Consider the following 18720-nt stretch of genomic DNA (forward strand, 5'->3'; position numbering starts at 1 on the left):
CAGGTACCACCTAGGTGATTTTCTATTGTTGGCTAGGTACCCGGATCCTAAACTTGCCGTATTCAAGGCAGCCGGGTTTCTCTGCTTTCCCGGCGCCAAAGGCGCGATTCAAGGGCGGCGCCATGGCTGCGGTCGACATTCTGCTCCCCTATTACGGCGACGAAGACCTGATGCGGCAGTCCGTCCGCAGCGTCCAGGACCAGGACAGTCCGGACTGGCGGCTGCTGGTGCTGGATGATGCGTATCCCGGCGGCGATCCGCGCGGGTGGTTCACCTCGCTGCAGGATCCGCGGATCCACTACGAACGCAACGAAGAGAACCTCGGTGCCAACCGGAATTTCCAGAAGGCACTCGGCCGTGCCGAGGCTCCGGTAGTGGTCATGATGGGCGCCGACGACGTGATGCTCCCCGGTTACCTGGACGCCGTCCTGGGTTTGCTGGACGCCTACCCCGGGGCCGCCGTCGTACAGCCGGGGGTCAGCGTCATCGACGGTGACGGGCTGGCCGTCTCGACCCTGGTGGACCGGATCAAATCCGTGCTGACGCCGGGTTCCGGGGGAACGGTGTCCCTCGCGGGAGAAGACATGGCAGCCAGTCTCCTGCACGCGGGCTGGCATTACTTTCCCTCGCTGGCCTGGCGCCGGGAGGTGATCCAGGGATTCGGTTTCCGGCCGGAGTACGACGTCGTGCAGGACCTTGCGCTGCTGATGGACATTGCCGCCTCGGGCGGCTCCATTGTGGTGTCCACGGGCGACGTCGTTTTCCACTACCGCCGCCACGACGCCTCGGATTCCTCGGTCCGGGCGATGGACGGCCGCCGCTTTGATGAGGAACGCCGGTTCTTCCAGGACCAGGCGCTGCGCTTCACCGGGCTCGGCTGGAACCGGGCGGCCCGCGCCGCCCGGCTGCACTGGACATCCCGGCTGCACGCCGTGTCGCTGCTGATGCGTTCCCTGCCGCGGCCCACGTCCACCGGGATCCAGGTCCTGGGCCGCCACGCACTGACCTAGCCCGGCGGGTCTTCCCCGTTCCCGCCGGCCCTGCCTCCGGATTCCTGCCCGCCGTCGCCCGGCAGTCCCCTGCCCGGTTCGCCGCGCTTGCCCGGTTCGCCGCGCTGGCGTGCCTGCTCGAACTGTGCGCGCAGAATCGAAAGTTCCTCTGCCAATATGCGGCTTTCGTCTTCCACTGCTGTCACCTCGAGTGAAAGGTGGAGGCACACCCCGGCCAGAAAAACAATTGCCACGGCGAAAAGCAGATTGGAGGGCACCTGAACGCCCAGAAGTTCACTCGCCCACCGCAGGATTCCGGGGAACAGGGCGAGTACCAGGGTCACCGTCCCGACGATCAACCAGAGAAACGTGTATTTCTCCCGCAGCTTCCGCCGGCGAAGCAGGACAGTAATCGCCGCCAGCACTACGACCGCACCGGCGATTACCGGAAAACCGGTCATTGTTCAGGGTGGATCAAGGTGAGCCGCACGGGGTATTGGTCCTTACTTCCTGTGGTGACTTGATGCCCGACACTAGAAGATCACTGCTTTAAAAACGAGTGTTACGCGGTCAATTCGCTCTCCGACAGGCGCTTCTCCGGCTTATTGCCGATATCCCGAAACGTCCCGGTTCTTCCGGTATTCTCTTCTCACCCGCCCCTTCTTTAACTTTTGCCCCACCGGAGTTCCCATGACACGCACCCTTTCCCTTAAATGGCTTTCCGGGGTCGCCCTCGCCGTTGCCTTGACCTCCGGCACACTTCCCGCCGTAGCCGCGGAACAACCCGGCGCCGTCCAGCAGCCGGCACCGGTCGAAACACCAGCAACCAGCCCGGCGCCCACTGCCGAACCCGCCGAACCCGCCGAGAGCGCCGCGCCGGCACCCCGGCCGACAGCGGCTCCGGTGCCTGCCACACCGTCCGCGCCCGCTGAGAGCACGCCCGAGGCGACGCCGCCGGTGGAGCCCGAAAGCGGCGCCGTCGAGGAAGACTGGCTGGCCGAACTCATCGGACCGCTCGGAGCGAAAATGGGGCAGGGCCTGGAACGGCTGGAAGAAACGGGAAATGCCCAGGTGCCCACCGCTGAGGAAACAGCGCTGGAAGCAAAGGTCGAGCGGCTGGCAGGGGACGGCGTGCTGCCGGACGCTCCGGCAACGAAAACACCGCAGGCTGCCCCGGCCGCCTCCATCTCGCTGGCAGCCAACATCCAGCTCGCGGCGGATTGGCGTCCGCCGGGCATCCAGGGCATGGATGTCAGCAGCCACCAGCTCGACGTCGACTGGCGCTATGCCTGGAACCAGGGTTCCCGGTTCGCGTACGTGAAGGCGACCGAAGCTACGTCGTACAAAAACCCTTACTACAACCAGCAGTACAACGGCTCGGTGGACGTAGGCATGTACCGCGGGGCCTACCACTTTGCCATTCCCGGCGTCTCTTCAGGCGCGGATCAGGCAAACTACTTCGTCAACAACGGCGGCGGGTGGTCCGCCGACGGCCGCACGCTGCCCCCGCTGCTGGACATCGAGTACAACCCCTACGCCGAGCTGGGCAACACCTGCTACAACCTGTCCGCGGCGCAGATGGTGTCCTGGATCCGGGACTTCTCCAATACGGTGAAGGCACGGACCGGCCGGCTGCCCATGATCTATTCCACGACGGACTGGTGGAACCGGTGCACGGGCAGCAGCACGGCGTTTGCCGACCACCCGCTGCACATCGCCAACTACAACCAGGTAGGTGCAGGCGCCCTGCCCGCCGGCTGGTCAAGCTACAACGTCTGGCAGTACAGCAGCAGCGGACCGTTCGCCGGGGACTCCAACGTCTTCAACGGCAGCTCCACCGAGCTCCACGAATTCAGCCGCCGCGCCGACAGCTACAACGTGGACACTCGCAGGCCGATCGGTGCGGCCTGGCAGGCAGCCAACGGCGTTGACGGCTCCTGGGGGCTGCCGACAGGCAACGAAAGCTGCTATCCGACCTACTGCACCCAGGCTTTCGACCGGACGACGGCCTATTTGATTACCTCCACAGGAGAAGTCAGGACCGTTTACACCGCCGGAGCCATCGGCAATGCCTGGAAGGCCGCCGGCACCATCTACGGCGCCTCGTCCTGGGGCCTGCCCACGGGCGCAGAAGTCTGTTACGGCAGCGTTTACTGCACGCAGAGCTACGAACGGGCGGTGGCCTACTTCCGGCCGTCCTCGGGCGTCAGCACGGTCCTCCTCAACACGGAGATCGGCCGGGCATGGACCGCTGCAGGCACAATCTACGGTTCTGCGTCCTGGGGCATCCCCAGCAGCAACCACATCTGTGAGCCCACGTACTGCACACAGTCCTTTGAACGTACCGCCGCTTACCGCGGCAACGACGGCGCCGTGCGCACCATTTACCTGCCCGGCGCCATCGGCGGCGCCTGGCGGGCTGCCGGAACCATCTACGGCGCCGCTTCCTGGGGTATGCCCACCAGCGGGGAAACCTGCACCGGCAACGTCTGCACCCAGACCTTCGAACGGGACACCGCGTTCTGGACCCAGGCTTCGGGAGTCCACACCGTCAGGACGTCCTCCCTCATCGGCGGCGCCTGGACCGGCGCTGGCAAAACCTCCGGCTGGGGCAGGCCCACCGGCAACGAGGCCTGCTACCCGACCTACTGCACGCAGGAGTTCGAGAGCCGCTCCGTCTATTCGATGCAGGCCACCGGCGTCACCTCCGTGGCACTGAATGAGAGCGTCGGCAAGGCCTGGAAAGCCTCCGGCGGGCTCGGCGGCGCCGCGTCCTGGGGCATCCCCCTGACCAACCAGGCGTGCTACCCGACCTACTGCACGCAGGTATTCGAACGCCACACGGCCTACTGGCCGAAAAACGGAGCCGTAACCACGGTCCAGACCACCGGCCCCATCGGCAAGGCCTGGACCGCCTCGGGAACCATCTTCGGTTCCTCCTCCTGGGGCCTGCCCCAGTCTCCCGAGACCTGTGAGCCCACCTACTGCACACAGGTCTTTGAACGGACCGTTGCGTACTGGACTGCGGCCAAGGGCGTCAAGACTGTTGTCCTTGCGGATCCGATCGGCAAGGCCTGGACCGCGTCCGGCAGGATCCACGGAACGTGGGGCATGCCGACGGAAAACCAGGTGTGCTACCCGACCTACTGCACGCAGGACTTTGAACGGACCACCGCGTACTGGACCCAGGCCAACGGAGTGAGCAGCATCTACCTGCCCGGCCAGATCGGCACCGCGTGGACCGCCTCCGGCGGAATCCACGGCGCCTGGGGAATGTCGACGGGAAACCAGACCTGCTCCGGCAGCACCTCCTGCACGCAGAACTTCGAGCGGACAACCGTTACGTGGACACAGTCAGGCGGTGTCCGGGTAACCCCGCGCCGGGCCTAGGGCACTGCGGGTAAAGTAGACTGGCTGGGGCACCGACAGGACAAGAGGCACTGATTTTGACGCGACGTGAAACCAACCCCACCAAGGCAGTCTCAGGACCGGGCGGCGGTGGCTTCACCGGGAAAAGCGCCTCCAGGGTAGGGATTTCGTCCATCATCTCCGCCCTCGCCGGCGTCCTCATCCTCCTCGTGACCAGCAGGACGCTTTCCATTGAGGAGAACGCGGACTTCCTGGCGTTCTGGGCGGCCCTGTTTTTCGTCCAGGGAACGCTGGGCGGCATTCAGGCAGAGTCCACACGATCCACGCATGCGGTGGTTCTGGGTGCCCCTGCACACGGCGGATGGTTCTCCCGCCCGATCCTTTCCGGGGCGCTCATCGGAGTGGGTGCGGCCGCCGTGATACTGGCCCTCTGGCCGCTCGGCCGGCATCTCTTCCCCGGAAACACCGGACTGGTGATGACGGCGCTTGCCGTCTTCGCCGTCCTGTATTCCGGGCACGCAGCCCTCGCCGGCAGCCTTCAGGGAACCGACCGCTGGGGAACCTTCGCGAACCTGGTGACCCTGGAATCGTTGATCCGGTTTGCCGCCATCGGCGCGGCGGCGCTCCTGGCCGCTCCGCTGATCGGCGTCGAGCTGGCCTGCATCGCTTCCCTGGCGGCATGGCTTTCGCTGATCATTTTCTCCCCCGCAGCGCGTTCGGCGGCGGGGGCACGCTCGGACGTAGGCCTGGGCGGCACGCTGCGCCAAACCGGCTACGCCTTGCTGTCAGCGGCGTCCTCGGCCACCCTGGTGGTCGGTTTCCCCATCCTGGTCAAGATGACCGCAACGCCGGAGGAGTACGCGCTTTCAGCGCCGCTGCTGCTGGCAGTCTCCATGACCCGCGCGCCGATCATGATTCCGCTGCAGGCCTTCCAGGGCGTGGCGATGAACCTGATCATGCAGGCACGCGGGAGCCTCTCCGCCTTCGTGAAGCCGGTAGGGGCCATCCTGCTTGTCGGACTGGTGGGCGCCGGGCTGGCCGCCCTGGTCGGACCGTCCCTGATGGGCATTTTCGGGCCTGACTACCGTATTTCCGGCTGGGTCCTGGCCGGGCTGACATTCGCAGCGAGCCTGATCGCCCTGATCACCCTGACCGGTACGGCGGCCATCGCCCTGGGCCATCACCGGGTCTACTCGATCGGGTGGATTCTCGGTACCGTCGTGTCCGTCCTGCTGCTTCTGCTTCCGGTCCCGCTGGACCTGCGGTGCGTCCTGAGCCTGACGGTTGGACCGCTGGCCGGGATAGCCGTCCACGTCATTGCCCTGATCCGCCTGCCCTCCGGCAGCACCGCTAAGTAGCGCCGCCACGTAAAAGGCGGCGCCGCCTCATAGGCAGCGCCGCCGAAGCAGGCAGTGACGGGGCGGCTTTACGCCTCGAGGATGAAGTCCTTCAGCTTACCCAGCACGATGTTCCGTTCCAGGTTCTCGAAGTGGTAGGCCCGGCCTGACTCCCCCAGGGATTCACGTTCGGCATTGCTCATCCGGTAGAGCTTGACCACGTTGTCCGCCAGCGCACGGGCGTCTTCCGTGGGTCCCACGAGACCGCAGCCGGCTTCGTCCATCACGAGGCGGCGGACCTCGCCGTCCATCGCCAGGACCAGCGGCTTGCCGGAGGCAATATAGGAAAGCACCTTCGCGGGGATGGTCGCTTCGAGAAGGTCGCTGGTTACCAGGCATCCCACCAGTGCGTCAGCGATGCCCGTGTACCGGGGAATGTCCCCGACCGGCCGCTGGCCTTCGAAGTGGAAGCTGTCGGAGAGGCCCTTCTCCTGCACCTTGGCTTCCACCTCGGCCCTGCTCATTCCGTCACCGACAATCACCCACTGGACGTCGTCGATGCCTTCGTCGCGGATCAGCCGGGCAGCCTCGATCATGGTGTCGAAGGACTGGGCAGGGCTGATGTTGCCGGCGAAAACCACCTTGAAGCCGCCCTCGAACCGGCGGGCAAGATCCTCGTCGACAATCTGCTCTTCGTAGAGTTTCTCGCAGGCCTGCGGGATGACCGTGATCTTCTCGGCGGGAAGGCCGGACACTCCCGACAGCCGTTCCTTCATCAGGTCCGAAAGAACCACGATTTTATCCACGTTGCGGTAGTGCCAGTGGGAAACCTTCTCGAGCATGCCGCGAAGGAACCTGTTCTTCACGTTGATGACCGAGTAAAGGTTCTCCGGCCAAAGGTCCAGGACGTACATCGTGGTTTCAATCCTGCGGATCTTGCCCACGATGATGCCTGCCAGCGACATCATGACCGGGGAAAGCTGGTACAGGAAGATCCGGTCATACTTCCCGAACAGCATCCTGGGGATGTGGAACAGGCTGAAGAAGGGGAACGAAACGTAGTTCAGGAAGATCCTGGCGCTGGTGTTGCCGCGCCGGGGAATCTCAAGCGTCCGGTGGACGTCGATCCCGTTGTGGTTCTCCCGGTAAGGACCCTTGAACGTGTACCCCGGGAACAGTTCGCCCTTGGGGTAGTTCGGCAGCCCGCACAGCACCTCGACCTCGAGGCCGTTCTCCACGAAATACGCCGCAATATCGTTGAGCCTGAATCCTTCAGGCCAAAAGTGCTGGCAGACAACCAGGATTCTCTCGTTGGGCACGTTCAAGGCTCCTCACCTGATGTTTACTGCTGGACGCCGTTGCCGGCGGGCAACCGGACTTAGCTGACCGCAGGTTCCCCGGCAAGCAGGTCACGCATGTACTGAGTGGTCATCACCTTGGAGACGACCTCGTCAATCGTGAGGCGCTCAGTGTTTTCCGATGTGTATTCCTCGGGAACCTGTGCCATGTCCTGGCCGTCGTCGAAGAACTTTCCGTAGTTCAGGTCCCGGGTGTCGGCCGGAACGCGGAAGTAGCCGCCGAGGTCCTCGGACTTGGCCCGCTCTTCGCGGGTCAGCAGGGTCTCGTGCGCCTTCTCGCCGTGCCGAGTGCCGATGGTGCGGATTTCGACGTCGGCGCGCATGATCTGCTTCATGGCTGCGGCGAGGTCCCCCACCGTGGACGCCGGAGCCTTCTGCACGAACAGGTCGCCCTGGTTCGCGTGTTCGAAAGCGAAGAGGACCAGGTCCACTGCCTCGTCGAGGTTCATGAGGAAACGGGTCATATCCGGGTCGGTAACCGTCAAGTCCTTGCCTGCCTTGATCTGCTCGACAAAGAGCGGAATTACCGAACCGCGCGAAGCCATCACGTTTCCGTAGCGGGTGCAGGAAATCAGGGTGTCCTTGGGATCCACGTTCCGGGACTTGGCGATGACAACCTTTTCCATCATCGCCTTGGAGGTGCCCATGGCGTTGATCGGGTAGGCAGCCTTGTCCGTGGACAGGCAGACAACCTTCTTCACGCCGGCGTCAATGGCTGCCGTCAGGACATTGTCGGTCCCGATGACGTTGGTACGCACTGCTTCCATGGGGAAGAACTCGCACGAGGGTACCTGCTTCAGTGCAGCTGCGTGGAAGATGTAGTCCACGCCGCGTACGGCTTCCCGCACGCTGTTGATGTCCCGCACGTCCCCGATGTAGAACTTGAGCTTGGGGCTGTTGAATTCCCGGCGCATGTCGTCCTGCTTCTTCTCATCACGGGAGAAGATCCGGATTTCAGCGATATCTGTGTGGAGGAAGTGCTTCAGCACAGCATTGCCGAACGAGCCGGTACCTCCGGTGATTAGCAGAGTCTTGTTCCTGAACAACTGGTCTCCTCAGGGATAGAAAATGTCGCGGGTTGATCCAATGCCGGACCCCGGAACCCCCTAGATGATATCAGCGGTTATGCCTTGGATCCGCCTGACGGGACGCGCGCCACAAGACTGGAATGCCCCGCCGGGCGCCCGTCGATTAATGGCTGGCCGCATTCGCCGAGTAAACTCTAGGCATGTCATCTGAAACTTCCCCTCGTGTGCTGGTCATCATGCCTGCCTGGAATGAGTCCGAAACGGTAGGCCGGACCGTTCAGGAGATCCAGGACACCGACCGCGGCTACGACGTCTTGGTTGTGGATGACGGTTCCACCGACGGTACCGGCGTCGTCGCCGAAGCCGCCGGGGCCACCGTCCTGAAACTCCCCTTCAACATGGGCGTCGGCGGCGCGATGCGCGCCGGTTTCAAATACGCCCAGCGGCTTGGCTACGAGACGGTAATCCAGGTCGACGCCGACGGGCAGCATGATCCCGCTGAAATTGAAACCGTCCTGGCCGGACTGCAGCATGCGGATATTTCCATTGGCGCACGTTTCGCGGAGAAGGGAAACTATACGGTTTCCGGCCCCCGGAAATGGGCCATGGTATTTCTCGCAGCCGTTATTTCCCGGCTTGCCAAGACCAAGCTGACTGATGTTACTTCCGGTTTCAGGGCGGGAAATGTCAAGGCGATAAACCAGTACATTGCGCATTATCCAGCCGAGTACCTCGGAGATACCATCGATTCCCTGGTGGTGGCTATCAAGTCCGGCTGCACAGTGACTCAGGTCCCGGTCGCCATGCGTGCCCGGCAGGGCGGACAGCCCAGCCACAACCCGGCCAAGGCAGCGATCTACCTGCTGCGTTCCGTATTCGCCCTCCTCTTTGCGTTGAGCCGCAGCGGGAGCAAGCCGCACCAGGCGGAGGTTGCCTCAAAATGATCAATATTGCCGCGTTTATATTCGCATTCGTTGTCGTCGCGCTCGTGCTTGAGCTGGTCCGGCGCAAGCACTTCAAGGAGAAATACGCTGCCCTCTGGCTGGTGGTCGGCGTTGCGTCGCTGGTCCTGGCCGGCTGGCCCAACCTGCTGAACATCGTCAGTTCCGCAATCGGGGTACAGGTAGGTTCAAACTTCCTGTTCGGCATGTCCTTCCTGCTCCTGATCGGTGTCTGCCTGCACCTGTCCTGGGAACAGTCCGTCAGCGAAGAGGAAATCCGCGTTCTGGCGGAGGAAGTCGCTATCCTCCGGTCCTCGGTCCTGGCCCTGGAGGAGCAGGCCTCCGGCACCCCTTCCGACGCCGGGCAGCTGCTGCGCAGCGATACGTCCCCGCAGGGCGGGGTGCAGCAAGCGACTGGCCACTAGGCCCGCCGCGTCCAACGCAAAAAAGCTCCCCCCGCTGCCTGGCAGCGGGGGGAGCTTTTTAGTGGGGAGCCTAGGCCTTGTCCATGTTCAGGCCGGCCCGGCGGTGGTGGCTGTGTGCCGTGGACCGGATGAAGTTGACCGTACGGCGCGAGGTATCCGTGATCTGGTACTCCGCAGGCGCATCGGCCAGTCCGTCGGTACCGGCCTGGTCCAGAACGATTTCGATCGCGTCAACGATCGAGTCCGTCTCGACGCCCGTGGTGATGATGACGCCGGAGTCCAGCGACTCGGGACGCTCGATCCAGTCACGCAGGGTCACGGCCGGGAAGCCGAGGATGGAGGACTCTTCGCTGATCGTTCCGCTGTCGGAGAGCACCAGCTTTGCGGACATCTGCAGCTGGACGTAGTCGTTGAAGCCGAAGGGTGCGTGGAACCGCAGACCCTGCTTCAGCTCCTCCGGCTGGTCCTCAAGCCGCTTACGCGTGCGCGGGTGGGTGGAAACCAGCACCGGCAGTCCATAGTTCTGCGCGAGATGCTGCAGGGCACCCAGCACCTCCTTGAGGCGCTTGGGGTTGTCCACGTTTTCTTCACGGTGCAGGCTGACCAGGAAGTACTCCCCGGCAGTCAGTCCCTGGTCTGCGAGGATATTGCTCTCGGCGATCTGCTTGGCATTGGCTTCCAGCACCTCGCGCATCGGTGACCCGGTGAGCAGGATGCGGGACGGGTGGATACCCTCGGCCAGCAGGTTACGGCGGGCGTGTTCGGTGTAGACGAGGTTGTAGTCCGCAACGTGGTCCACCAGCCGGCGGTTGACTTCCTCAGGGACGTTCTCATCGAAGCAGCGGTTGCCTGCTTCCATGTGGTACACGGGAACCTTCAGGCGGCGCGCGATAAGCGCTGAGATGCAGCTGTTGGTGTCGCCCAGCACCACCATGGCGTCCGGCTTTTCCTGCAGCAGCACTGTCTCAAGCTTGGCAAGGATGCTGCCGAGGACCGCTCCGAGCGAGCTCGTGTCAGCGGCAAGGAAGTGGTCCGGGCGGCGAAGGCCCAGGTCCTCGAAGAAGACCTCGTTGAGTTCGTAGTCGTAGTTCTGCCCGGTGTGCACAAGCACGTGTTCCGTAGACCGGTCAAGACGCCGGATGGTTGCGGCGAGACGGATGATCTCAGGCCGCGTTCCAACTACGGTGAGGACCTTGAGCTTGCGTGACGGGGTATTCATACTTCCTCCGGGAAGGTATCGGGTGATGCGGGATCAAAGATTTCGTTGACCCAGAATGCTGTGTAGAGCTCGTTGGGTCCGACGTTCGTAATGTTGTGCGACCACATTGTCGGCATGTCTATGGCAACAGGCTGTTCTCCGTTTACAGAATATCGAACGACCTCATCCGAGAACATTCGGCGCATGGCGATCTCGCCGGTGCCCGACATGACCACAAACCGCTCAATCTTGTGCCGGTGGTAGTGCTGCCCGCGGGTAATCCCCGGTTTGGTGGTGGAGAAGGAACTCTGTCCTTCTCCGCCTTCCGAGCGGATCAGTTCGACAAAGGACCCGCGCGGGTCCGTCTTGAGTTCCAGCACGCGCGGAAGGCCGTCGCCGGTAAGGAAGGAACGGTAGGTATTAAAGAGGTTGCGCTCGAAATCCGAGTCCAGCCGGGGGATGGTCCCTGTCTCGTATGCCGCAGCCATGGCCTGGATACGTTCCAGCAAGCCGCTCACGGAACACTGCACTTCCACCTGCTGCTGCTCCGCCTGCGGCCGTACGCCCAGGAGAAGCTCCGCAGCGTCCTGTGCGTGCAGGAGCGTCAGCACTTTGTCATCCTGCACAGTGGGCGTTTCACCTGCTGCGGTCAGGTGGCAGAAGGTCGCCACGACTGAGTTGTAGAAGGGCACCCCGTGCTCGCCGAACAGATTGGGCAGCACGATGTCCTTGAACTCGGCCCCCGCCCGGGCCGCCGCTGCGGCGAGGGTCCGGCCGGCGTCGGCCTTGGCCTGCCCGTAGACAGTGCCGTTTCCCTGCTGCACCGAGTTGGCATACACAACCGTTTTCAGCGACGGGCCGGCGGCCGCGAGGACGTCCTCGAGCTGAGTAGCAAACAGGAGATTTCCCTCGGCTACTTCTTCGTCCGTACCCCGGTTTACACCGGCGATGTGAACCAGGGTGTCCGCCCCGGCAAGAGCGGAAACGGCCTCTTCCCGATTGAACCTGTCGCCCAGGCCGATGCTGACGCAGGACTCGCCCAGGCTGTGGGCCAAGACGCGGGTGTGCCAGCCGAGAAAGCCGTTGCCGCCCGTGATTACGAAACTCATGCTGTTACCTTTTCCGGTTTTGTATACGCGGGGACCTGTGTCCCGGGACTCTATTTGCAGGCCGTTATTTCATACAGCTTCGCGTCTCCGGCCTGGTCGACCAGCCGCACTGTGCCGGTCTCTTCCAGGTTCTGGAGCCCGACGAAGCCGTGGTCGTAGCCGTGGACTTCCTGCCTGCCGAAGTCCAGGACGTAGTCCACACTCGTGGATTCGATTGCCGGGCATACCTCCGGATCCGTCGAGGCATCGCGCAGGTGGTTGTAGATGATGTCGACGTCGTCTCCATATGTCGCGAGGAGGTGCAACTGGAGGGTCCTGCGATCCGCAAGGGCGTAAGCCAACGAAGTTCCGGTCCAGGGATTGCCGGTCAGGACTGCATCTTCCGGCACCTCTTCATCCAACCGATTGAGGAGTTCGAGTTCGTCCGTTGTAATGAGGCCGGACTCCGGGGTTAGGAGGTAGCTGCGCTGAGCCGACTCCGCTGCGTCGCGGATGTTGTCCTTCTGCGTGAGGTAGGTGCTGGCCCCGACAAGGGCAACTGCAGCAACAACGGCCACGGCCCCGTAAGCGGGCTTCCCGAACGTCGCATGCCGGATCCGGTCCACGCCGGCAGCAACGAGGGGAAGTCCGGCCACCCACGCCAGCAGCTTCCAGCCGCCGTAGGCGGCCACGGGAACCGCCACCACCGGGATCAGCGCTGCGAGGCGGGGAGAATCGTTGTACCAGACACCGGTCAGGTACATCCGCAGGTCCTCCTGCGGGAAGGATGAGACCACAACGTAAAAGCCGGCAATGACGACGTACACGGCGCCAATCCAGCGGGTTCCCCGCTGCGCAAACAGGAATGCCAGTCCGGCCGCGGTAAGGATAAACACGGTCCAGGTAACCGGCCGGCCCAGGGCCGTGCCCGAGACTGCCTCGCCTATGGCCTGGCCGGTGGACTGGATGGGAACCCAGGTCGACGCGGCTTCCAGTGGACGCGCCACGGTCCAGAGGTAGGCGACGGCACCGATGTAGGCTGCCACCCCGACCCAGGGCCAGAGCTTGGCGGCACGCGTCCGGCTGCCCTGCCCTTCGGCAGGTACATCGGCAGGTACCGTCACCGTCCGCCGGAAGGCCAAAGCAAAAGCAGCAGGGACCAGCATCGCCAGCAAGGCCATTGTGGTACTTGGATGGGAGAGAGTCATGCCAGGGATCATGGCCAGCAGCAGCAGCCACCGGATCGTCGGGGTGTACTGCACTTCACTGGACAGGCCCAGCGCGTTGACCGCTGCGCCGAAGACCACCGGCAGCAACGCAATTGCCAGGACGTTGGGGTTCAGGACGCCGTGGTCGAGCATCAGCAGCGGGAAATTGCCGAAGGCTGCGGACAATACGCCGGTAAGCAGCGTCAGTACGATGCTGCGGCCGAAGAGCTGCCGGACCAGATAGATGCATCCCAGCGGCCATACAACGGCGGCAGAGAAGAAATTGACGGCATTGACCGCTACGGGGATCCCGGCCGAGGTGAACTCAACCACAAGCGCCACCATGTCGTGCCATGCGGCGGGGTAATAGGAGTTCCCGGCCATCCGTCCGACATCGAACGTCGAAGCCGCGCCGGTTTCCATGATGTAGCGGATCGCGTTGAGGTGGAAGACATTATCGAAGGTCTGGGAGAAAGCTTCCGGCTCCCCGTAGACGAAAAGCAGCCTGCGGCCGATCAGGAAGAACGCCACGGCTACGGCAAAGGCCAGGGCAGCCGTATTGGCCCAGTCCCGGGCCGGGCGGCCGACAGTGCCTCCACGCCACCGTTGAACGGCAAACGCAATCCCTGCGGTGACCACCGTCAGGAGACCAACGCCCACAATCCAGTTGAGTCCGGCCAGCGGTGCAAGCACCGCCCCCACCGAGACCAGCGTGACGGTCAGCGCCGGCGCAAACGCGAAGAGGGGAAAGCCGCGGACGCCGCTCAGCCACGCAACCAGCAGCCCAGGAATGAGGAACAATCCCGCGGTCGCCAAAAACAGTGGGACTTCGGACCACCAGGACACTCTTACCTACCTTCAGTTTGCTAAAAGACTAGACCAGCGTAGTACAGGGCCTGCCGCCGGCTGCGGCGGCCCGCCGCGAACCTCACCCGTCAATGCCGCGCAGGCGGTCGACGACGTCGCGTACCGGCCCGTCCATGATCACTTCGCCGTGTTCAAGCAGCACGCCGCGCTCACAGATCCGGGACACCAGGTCGAGGTCATGGCTGACCACTACGAGGGTCTTGCCCTCCCCCGCCAGCTGCTTGATCTTGTCGATGCATTTCCGCTGGAACGGTTCGTCGCCCACGGCGAGGATCTCGTCCACGAGGAACACCTCGGGATCCGTGTGGACCGCGACGGAAAACGCCAGCCTGAGATACATGCCGGAGGAATAGAACTTCACCTCGGTATCGATGAACTGGCCGATTTCCGAGAACTCCACGATGGAATCGAACTTCGCATTGATCTCGTCCTCGGTCATCCCGAGAATCGCGCCGTTCAGGTAGACGTTGTCCCTGCCGCTGAGGTCGTGGTGGAAGCCTGCCCCCACCTCGATCAGGCCGGCCACGCGGCCGCGGGTTCCCACGGTTCCGCTGTCCGGGCGCATAACACCCGATATGTGCTTCAGCAGGGTGGACTTGCCGGAGCCGTTCAGGCCCAGCAGTGCCACCGTCTCGCCCTGCTCGATGTCGAGGGAAACACCCTTGAGCGCATGGAACTTTTCGGAAAGGTCGCCTTTGCGGCCCTTGACCAGCCAGACGAAGGCTTCCTTCATGGAGCGGGTGTGCCGCAAAACAAACTGCTTGCTTACGTTATGTACTTCGATGGCGTTTGCCACGGTCACAGCTCCTGCGCGAAACGGCCTTCAAGGCGACGGAAGACGAGCTGGCCGATCAGCAGTAGAGCTGCCGATACAACCAGGGCGATAGGTATCCACACGGACAACAGGTGCGGCGGAATCGCCTCCGCACCGTCGGTGGTGGGAAGCCAGAAGGCGAAGTGGAAGGTTTCCACGGCCACGGTGATCGGGTTCAGCTGGTAGACATTGAAGAACGTCTCCCCCAGCTCTCTCTGGACCATGTTCCACGAATACAGCACCGGCGAGGCCCATGTTGCGATCATGAGCAACATGTCCACCAGGTTCTCCGCGTCGCGGAAGTAGACGTTCACCGCACCGAAGAGCAGCCCCAGTCCGGTGGCGAGCATTCCCACGATGATGAACCCCGCACCGGCGGCCGCCAACTGCAGCAGGGAGGGCCTCCAGCCGTTGAAAAGGCACGCCACGAGGAGGATCAGGATCTGCGGAACGAAGTGGACGCCCGAGACCCACACTGATGCCACGGGGAACAGCTGCCGCGGCAGGTAGATCTTCTTGATCAATCCGCCGTTCCCCACGATGGACCGCGACGCATTCCCCAGGGCTTCGGTGAAGAAGTTGATCAGCACGATGCCGGAGAAGAGGTAGATGGCGTAGTTCGCGAGCCCGTCGGGGTTGCGGGGGCTCTCTTCCAAGCCCATGAAGACACCAAGGGCGACGTAGAAGACAACGAACTGGACGCCCGGTTTGACGTAGGACCAGAGAAGCCCCAGCACCGATCCCCGGTACCTGACCTTGAGTTCCTTGGATACCAGGAGCTTGAGCAGGAAACGGTGCCTCAGGATATCCCCGAGGCTTCCGCTCCGCCCCGGTACGGTGAGCTCGTCATTCATGGGGGTTGCCCCTGACTGTGTGGCGCGGATACTAGTCACCGGGGTTCTCATCGAAGGTCTTCTGCCACGCTTCCATGGACGTAATGTCCGGGAGGGCGTCGCGGTACCGTGCACTGAGCTCTTCCCAGTCTGCGAAGAGCTTCGCCTTCAGCATCGCAGCCTCGGAAAGCATGCTGCGGACCTTTTTCGGGTCACGCTGGTACCAGGAGGCACCCGTACCGTCGGCATTGGACACGATTGCGCTGTCCAGCTTGGAGAGAACCCACCATTTGCTGTCCTGATTGGCGACGACGAGCTGCGGCTTTTCCCGCGATTCGGCGGCGGGCGGAATGACCGCCTGCTTCAGGACCGTTTTGGCTGCCCACGGAATCAGGCCGGCCAGGGAAGGCGACTTGGTGCTGATGGGCTTCTTCGGCGGCTTGCGCATGTGCGGCTCGGGGAAGGCCGAGGGCTCCTGCTTGACAACGCTGTCCGTGTATTCGGACCGCATGGCACGAAGCTGGGGCATCATGGCAGGCAGGGATTCGTGCAGCTTCTCAGGGCCTTGGAGTACGTCCCGCAGGGCCATGAGACGGGCCTTCTGCGGGTAGTACTGCATCGAGAACAGGTGCTTGACGTCCGTGTTCATGCTTTCGCGCAGGATCCGGCCGCCCTTGGCGTACGGAGAGTGCAGCAGCGTTGCAATCAGTCGGTTGCGTTCGTGGAAATACGCCTGCCAGTCGACGGAGTCATCCTTGTCGGCCCAGGAAACGTGCCAGACCGCAGCACCGGGAAGGGAAACCGTGGCGTAGCCCATTGACCGTGCACGCAGGGAGTACTCGGCGTCGTCCCACTTGATGAAGACCGGCAGCGACAATCCGATTTCCCTGATGATCTGGGTCGGAATGAGGCACATCCACCAGCCGTTGTAGTCGGCATCCCAGCGGCGGTGCAGGATGGAGGAGGACCGCAGGCCTTCGAGTGCGAAGTCGTGGTTGGCCAGGCCGTCCACCGGACCCCACCGGAAGCGGTACTGGTTGACGACCTCGGCGTAGGCGTTGAGCACCGACTTGTTGTACATGTCGAACATGTGCCCGCCCACGATGGTGGGCTTCCGGCACATGTCCGCGAAGGCGGCGGCCCGCAGGATGCCTTCGGTCTCGAGGACAATGTCGTCGTCGAGCAGCATCACGTAGTCGGAGCGTCCGGCCTTCACGGTCTCGCTCATGTTCCGGGCGAAGCCGCCGGATCCGCCCAGGTTGCCCTGGTTGATGATGCGCAGCTGGCTGCCCATCGCAGCCGCAACGTCACTGAACCCGGCCTCGTCTGCAACCTTCTGGTTGCCCTGGTCCACAATGATCAGTTCGTCCAGGATCGCCAGGACGCCGTCGTCGCCCTGGATCGCCTTGATGGTGTTGAGGCAGTAGTCCGGGCGGTTGAACGTGGTAACACCAAGCGTGATGCTGCCGGCGGGCTTGTCGGAGACGGCGCTCCAGTCCGCGGACTCCAGCTCCATCCCCTCGGAATCGGCGATGAGGTCGAACCAGTACCAGCCGCCGTCGCCGAACGGTGCAAGCGTGAGCTCGAAATCGCACGTGCCGGAGCCGGTTACCTGGCGGGATTCCACCCGCTGGGCCGCGCCGCGGGCGTTGGACTTGTAGACGACAACCGTGCCTTCACCGACTGTGGATACGCGCAGGATGACGCTCTCCACGGTTGTCCAGCGGCGCCAGTAGCTGGCCGGGAACGCGTTGAAGTAGGAGCCGAAGGAAAGGCGCTCTCCGGGACGGACGCGGACCGACGAACGGCCGAGGATGTCCTCGGGATGCAGCTGGCGGCCGGAAGGAGCGACGCTGCGCTTCCGGGTGGAATTTTCGTCCAGGCCGCCCTTGCCCGTGTCGCTGTCGATGTAGAGCGGCAAGGTGTCGAGGTCCTTGTCATTGGGCAATACGACCCGCTGCAGGATCCGCAGCCCGGAGTCGTCGCGACCCGGACGCGCCGTCGTGATACCGGGAAGGTAGCCCGTCTCGTCTATTGTCTCGCTGCTCACGCGTCCACTCCTCCGCTTTCCAGCTTTGCGCCACCGGTGAAGTGGGGCTTGATCTTATTGTCATACATCGACAAGGCAGAGCCGATCGCCATGTGCATGTCCAGGTACTTGTAGGTACCCAGGCGTCCGCCGAAGAGAACGGACTTTTCGCCCTTGGCCAGGTCGCGGTAAGCCAGGAGCTTGGCGCGGTCCTCGGCCGTGTTCACGGGGTAGTACGGCTCGTCGCCCTTCTCCGCGAAGCGTGAGTACTCACGCATGATGACGGTGGCGTCCTTGGTGTAGTTCCGCTCGGGGTGGAAGTGCCGGAACTCGTGGATCCGGGTGTAGGGAACATCCTCGTCCGGGTAGTTCATGACCGACGTGCCCTGGAAATCCTCCATCGGCAGCACCTCTTCTTCGAGGTCGATCGTGCGCCAGGACAGGTCCCCTTCGGCGTAGTCGAAGTATCGGTCCACGGCTCCGGTGTAGATGACCGGAACCTGGCCCAGGGTGCTGTTGCGGGAGAACTCGTGGCCCTCATCGAAGAAGTCGGTCTTCAGGTGCACCTGGATGTTCGGGTGATCTGCCATGCGTTCGATCCACGCCGTGTAACCGTCGACAGGCAGGCCCTCGTACTTGTCGTTGAAGTACCGGTTGTCATAGTTGTACCGGACGGGGAGGCGGCTGATGATTTCAGCCGGCAGGTCCTTGGGATCCGTCTGCCACTGCTTGCCCGTGTAGTACTTGATGAAAGCCTCGTACAGCGGGCGCCCGATGAGCTGGATCCCCTTGTCGTTAAGGTTTGCCGGGTCGGTGCCGGCGAGCTCTCCGGCCTGTTCCAGGATCAGGGCCTTTGCCTCGGCCGGGCCCATGGAAGCGCGGAAGAACTGGTTGATCGTGCCCAGGTTGATGGGCATGGAGTACACCTCGCCCTTGTGGCTGGTGTAGACCTTGTGCACGTAATTGGTGAATTCGGTGAACCGGTTGACGTATTCCCAGACGCGCTCGTTGGAGGTGTGGAACAGGTGGGCACCGTACCGGTGCACCTCGATTCCCGTCTGGGCTTCGTTCTCGCTATAGGCGTTGCCGCCAATGTGATGGCGGCGGTCCAGGACGGCGACCTTCAGGCCCAGTTCCTTTGCAGCGCGCTCGGCTACGGTCAGGCCGAAAAAGCCCGACCCAACGACGACGAGGTCAACGTTCACTTGTTTCTCCTGTTTGGTACGGTATGGCCGA

At 63.2% G+C, this 18720-nt stretch carries 14 protein-coding genes and 1 pseudogene; 5 read left to right on the plus strand and 10 right to left on the minus strand.

Features of this window, described 5'->3' with window-relative positions:
- Nucleotides 1–122 precede the first annotated feature (122 nt).
- Nucleotides 123–1010, plus strand: coding sequence for a glycosyltransferase (locus NNX35_RS00835; protein ID WP_255866740.1), 888 nt, complete (start codon nt 123–125; stop codon nt 1008–1010).
- Here NNX35_RS00835 and NNX35_RS00840 read toward each other — a convergent pair.
- A complete protein-coding gene (locus NNX35_RS00840; protein ID WP_255764698.1) occupies nt 1007–1450 on the minus strand; it encodes a DUF2304 domain-containing protein in 444 nt (147 codons plus the stop codon). The genes NNX35_RS00835 and NNX35_RS00840 overlap by 4 nt on opposite strands.
- Nucleotides 1451–1679: 229 nt before the next feature.
- Here NNX35_RS00840 and NNX35_RS00850 point away from each other — a divergent pair, with 229 nt between their 5' ends.
- Nucleotides 1680–4379, plus strand: a complete 2700-nt coding sequence (locus NNX35_RS00850) for a GH25 family lysozyme (RefSeq protein WP_304661026.1) — start codon at nt 1680–1682, stop codon at nt 4377–4379.
- Nucleotides 4380–4435: 56 nt separating this feature from the next.
- On the plus strand, nt 4436–5716 hold the full coding sequence (locus NNX35_RS00855) for a hypothetical protein (protein ID WP_255866741.1): 1281 nt from the start codon (nt 4436–4438) through the stop codon (nt 5714–5716).
- A gap of 68 nt (nt 5717–5784) precedes the next feature.
- On the opposite strand, the gene NNX35_RS00860 is transcribed toward NNX35_RS00855, so the two are convergent.
- The gene (locus tag NNX35_RS00860; RefSeq protein ID WP_255866742.1) at nt 5785–7014 is read right to left on the minus strand and encodes a glycosyltransferase family 4 protein; all 1230 of its coding nucleotides are present in this window, start codon (nt 7012–7014) and stop codon (nt 5785–5787) included.
- Between the two features lie 59 nt (nt 7015–7073).
- Nucleotides 7074–8099 (minus strand): polysaccharide biosynthesis protein, encoded by a 1026-nt coding sequence (locus tag NNX35_RS00865; protein ID WP_255764701.1) that lies wholly within the window; start codon nt 8097–8099, stop codon nt 7074–7076.
- A 182-nt stretch (nt 8100–8281) separates the two neighbouring features.
- On the opposite strand from NNX35_RS00865, the gene NNX35_RS00870 reads away from it, so the two are divergent.
- Nucleotides 8282–9025, plus strand: a complete 744-nt coding sequence (locus tag NNX35_RS00870) for a glycosyltransferase family 2 protein (RefSeq protein ID WP_255764702.1) — start codon at nt 8282–8284, stop codon at nt 9023–9025.
- The gene (locus tag NNX35_RS00875) at nt 9022–9447 is read left to right on the plus strand and encodes a DUF2304 domain-containing protein (RefSeq protein WP_255866743.1); all 426 of its coding nucleotides are present in this window, start codon (nt 9022–9024) and stop codon (nt 9445–9447) included. The genes NNX35_RS00870 and NNX35_RS00875 overlap by 4 nt, the downstream gene beginning before the upstream one ends.
- Before the next feature lie 70 nt (nt 9448–9517).
- Here the strand turns inward: NNX35_RS00875 and wecB are convergent, their stop codons facing one another.
- The 7 genes and pseudogenes from wecB to glf all read right to left on the minus strand — a co-directional run.
- On the minus strand, nt 9518–10666 hold the full coding sequence (gene wecB / locus NNX35_RS00880; protein ID WP_255764704.1) for a non-hydrolyzing UDP-N-acetylglucosamine 2-epimerase: 1149 nt from the start codon (nt 10664–10666) through the stop codon (nt 9518–9520).
- Nucleotides 10663–11754 carry an NAD-dependent epimerase/dehydratase family protein gene (locus tag NNX35_RS00885; RefSeq protein WP_255764705.1) on the minus strand — a complete coding sequence of 364 codons (1092 nt, stop codon included), beginning with the start codon at nt 11752–11754 and terminating at the stop codon, nt 10663–10665. The genes wecB and NNX35_RS00885 overlap by 4 nt, the downstream gene beginning before the upstream one ends.
- Nucleotides 11755–11804: 50 nt before the next feature.
- On the minus strand, nt 11805–13742 hold the full coding sequence (locus tag NNX35_RS00890) for a DUF6541 family protein (protein WP_255866744.1): 1938 nt from the start codon (nt 13740–13742) through the stop codon (nt 11805–11807).
- 127 nt (nt 13743–13869) lie between these two features.
- Nucleotides 13870–14604, minus strand: coding sequence for an ABC transporter ATP-binding protein (locus tag NNX35_RS00895; RefSeq protein ID WP_255866745.1), 735 nt, complete (start codon nt 14602–14604; stop codon nt 13870–13872).
- Nucleotides 14605–14606: 2 nt separating this feature from the next.
- Nucleotides 14607–15476 (minus strand): ABC transporter permease, encoded by an 870-nt coding sequence (locus NNX35_RS00900; RefSeq protein WP_255764709.1) that lies wholly within the window; start codon nt 15474–15476, stop codon nt 14607–14609.
- 31 nt (nt 15477–15507) lie between these two features.
- On the minus strand, nt 15508–17505 hold the full coding sequence (locus NNX35_RS00905) for a glycosyltransferase (protein WP_370646907.1): 1998 nt from the start codon (nt 17503–17505) through the stop codon (nt 15508–15510).
- A pseudogene (gene glf / locus NNX35_RS00910) lies at nt 17502–18704 on the minus strand (UDP-galactopyranose mutase); the annotation flags it as partial. The gene NNX35_RS00905 and the pseudogene glf, both read right to left, overlap by 4 nt.
- Nucleotides 18705–18720: the final 16 nt, after the last annotated feature.

The sequence above is a fragment of the Arthrobacter sp. zg-Y844 genome, assembly GCF_024385465.1.
In the GTDB taxonomy this organism is placed as follows: Bacteria; Actinomycetota; Actinomycetes; order Actinomycetales; family Micrococcaceae; genus Arthrobacter_B.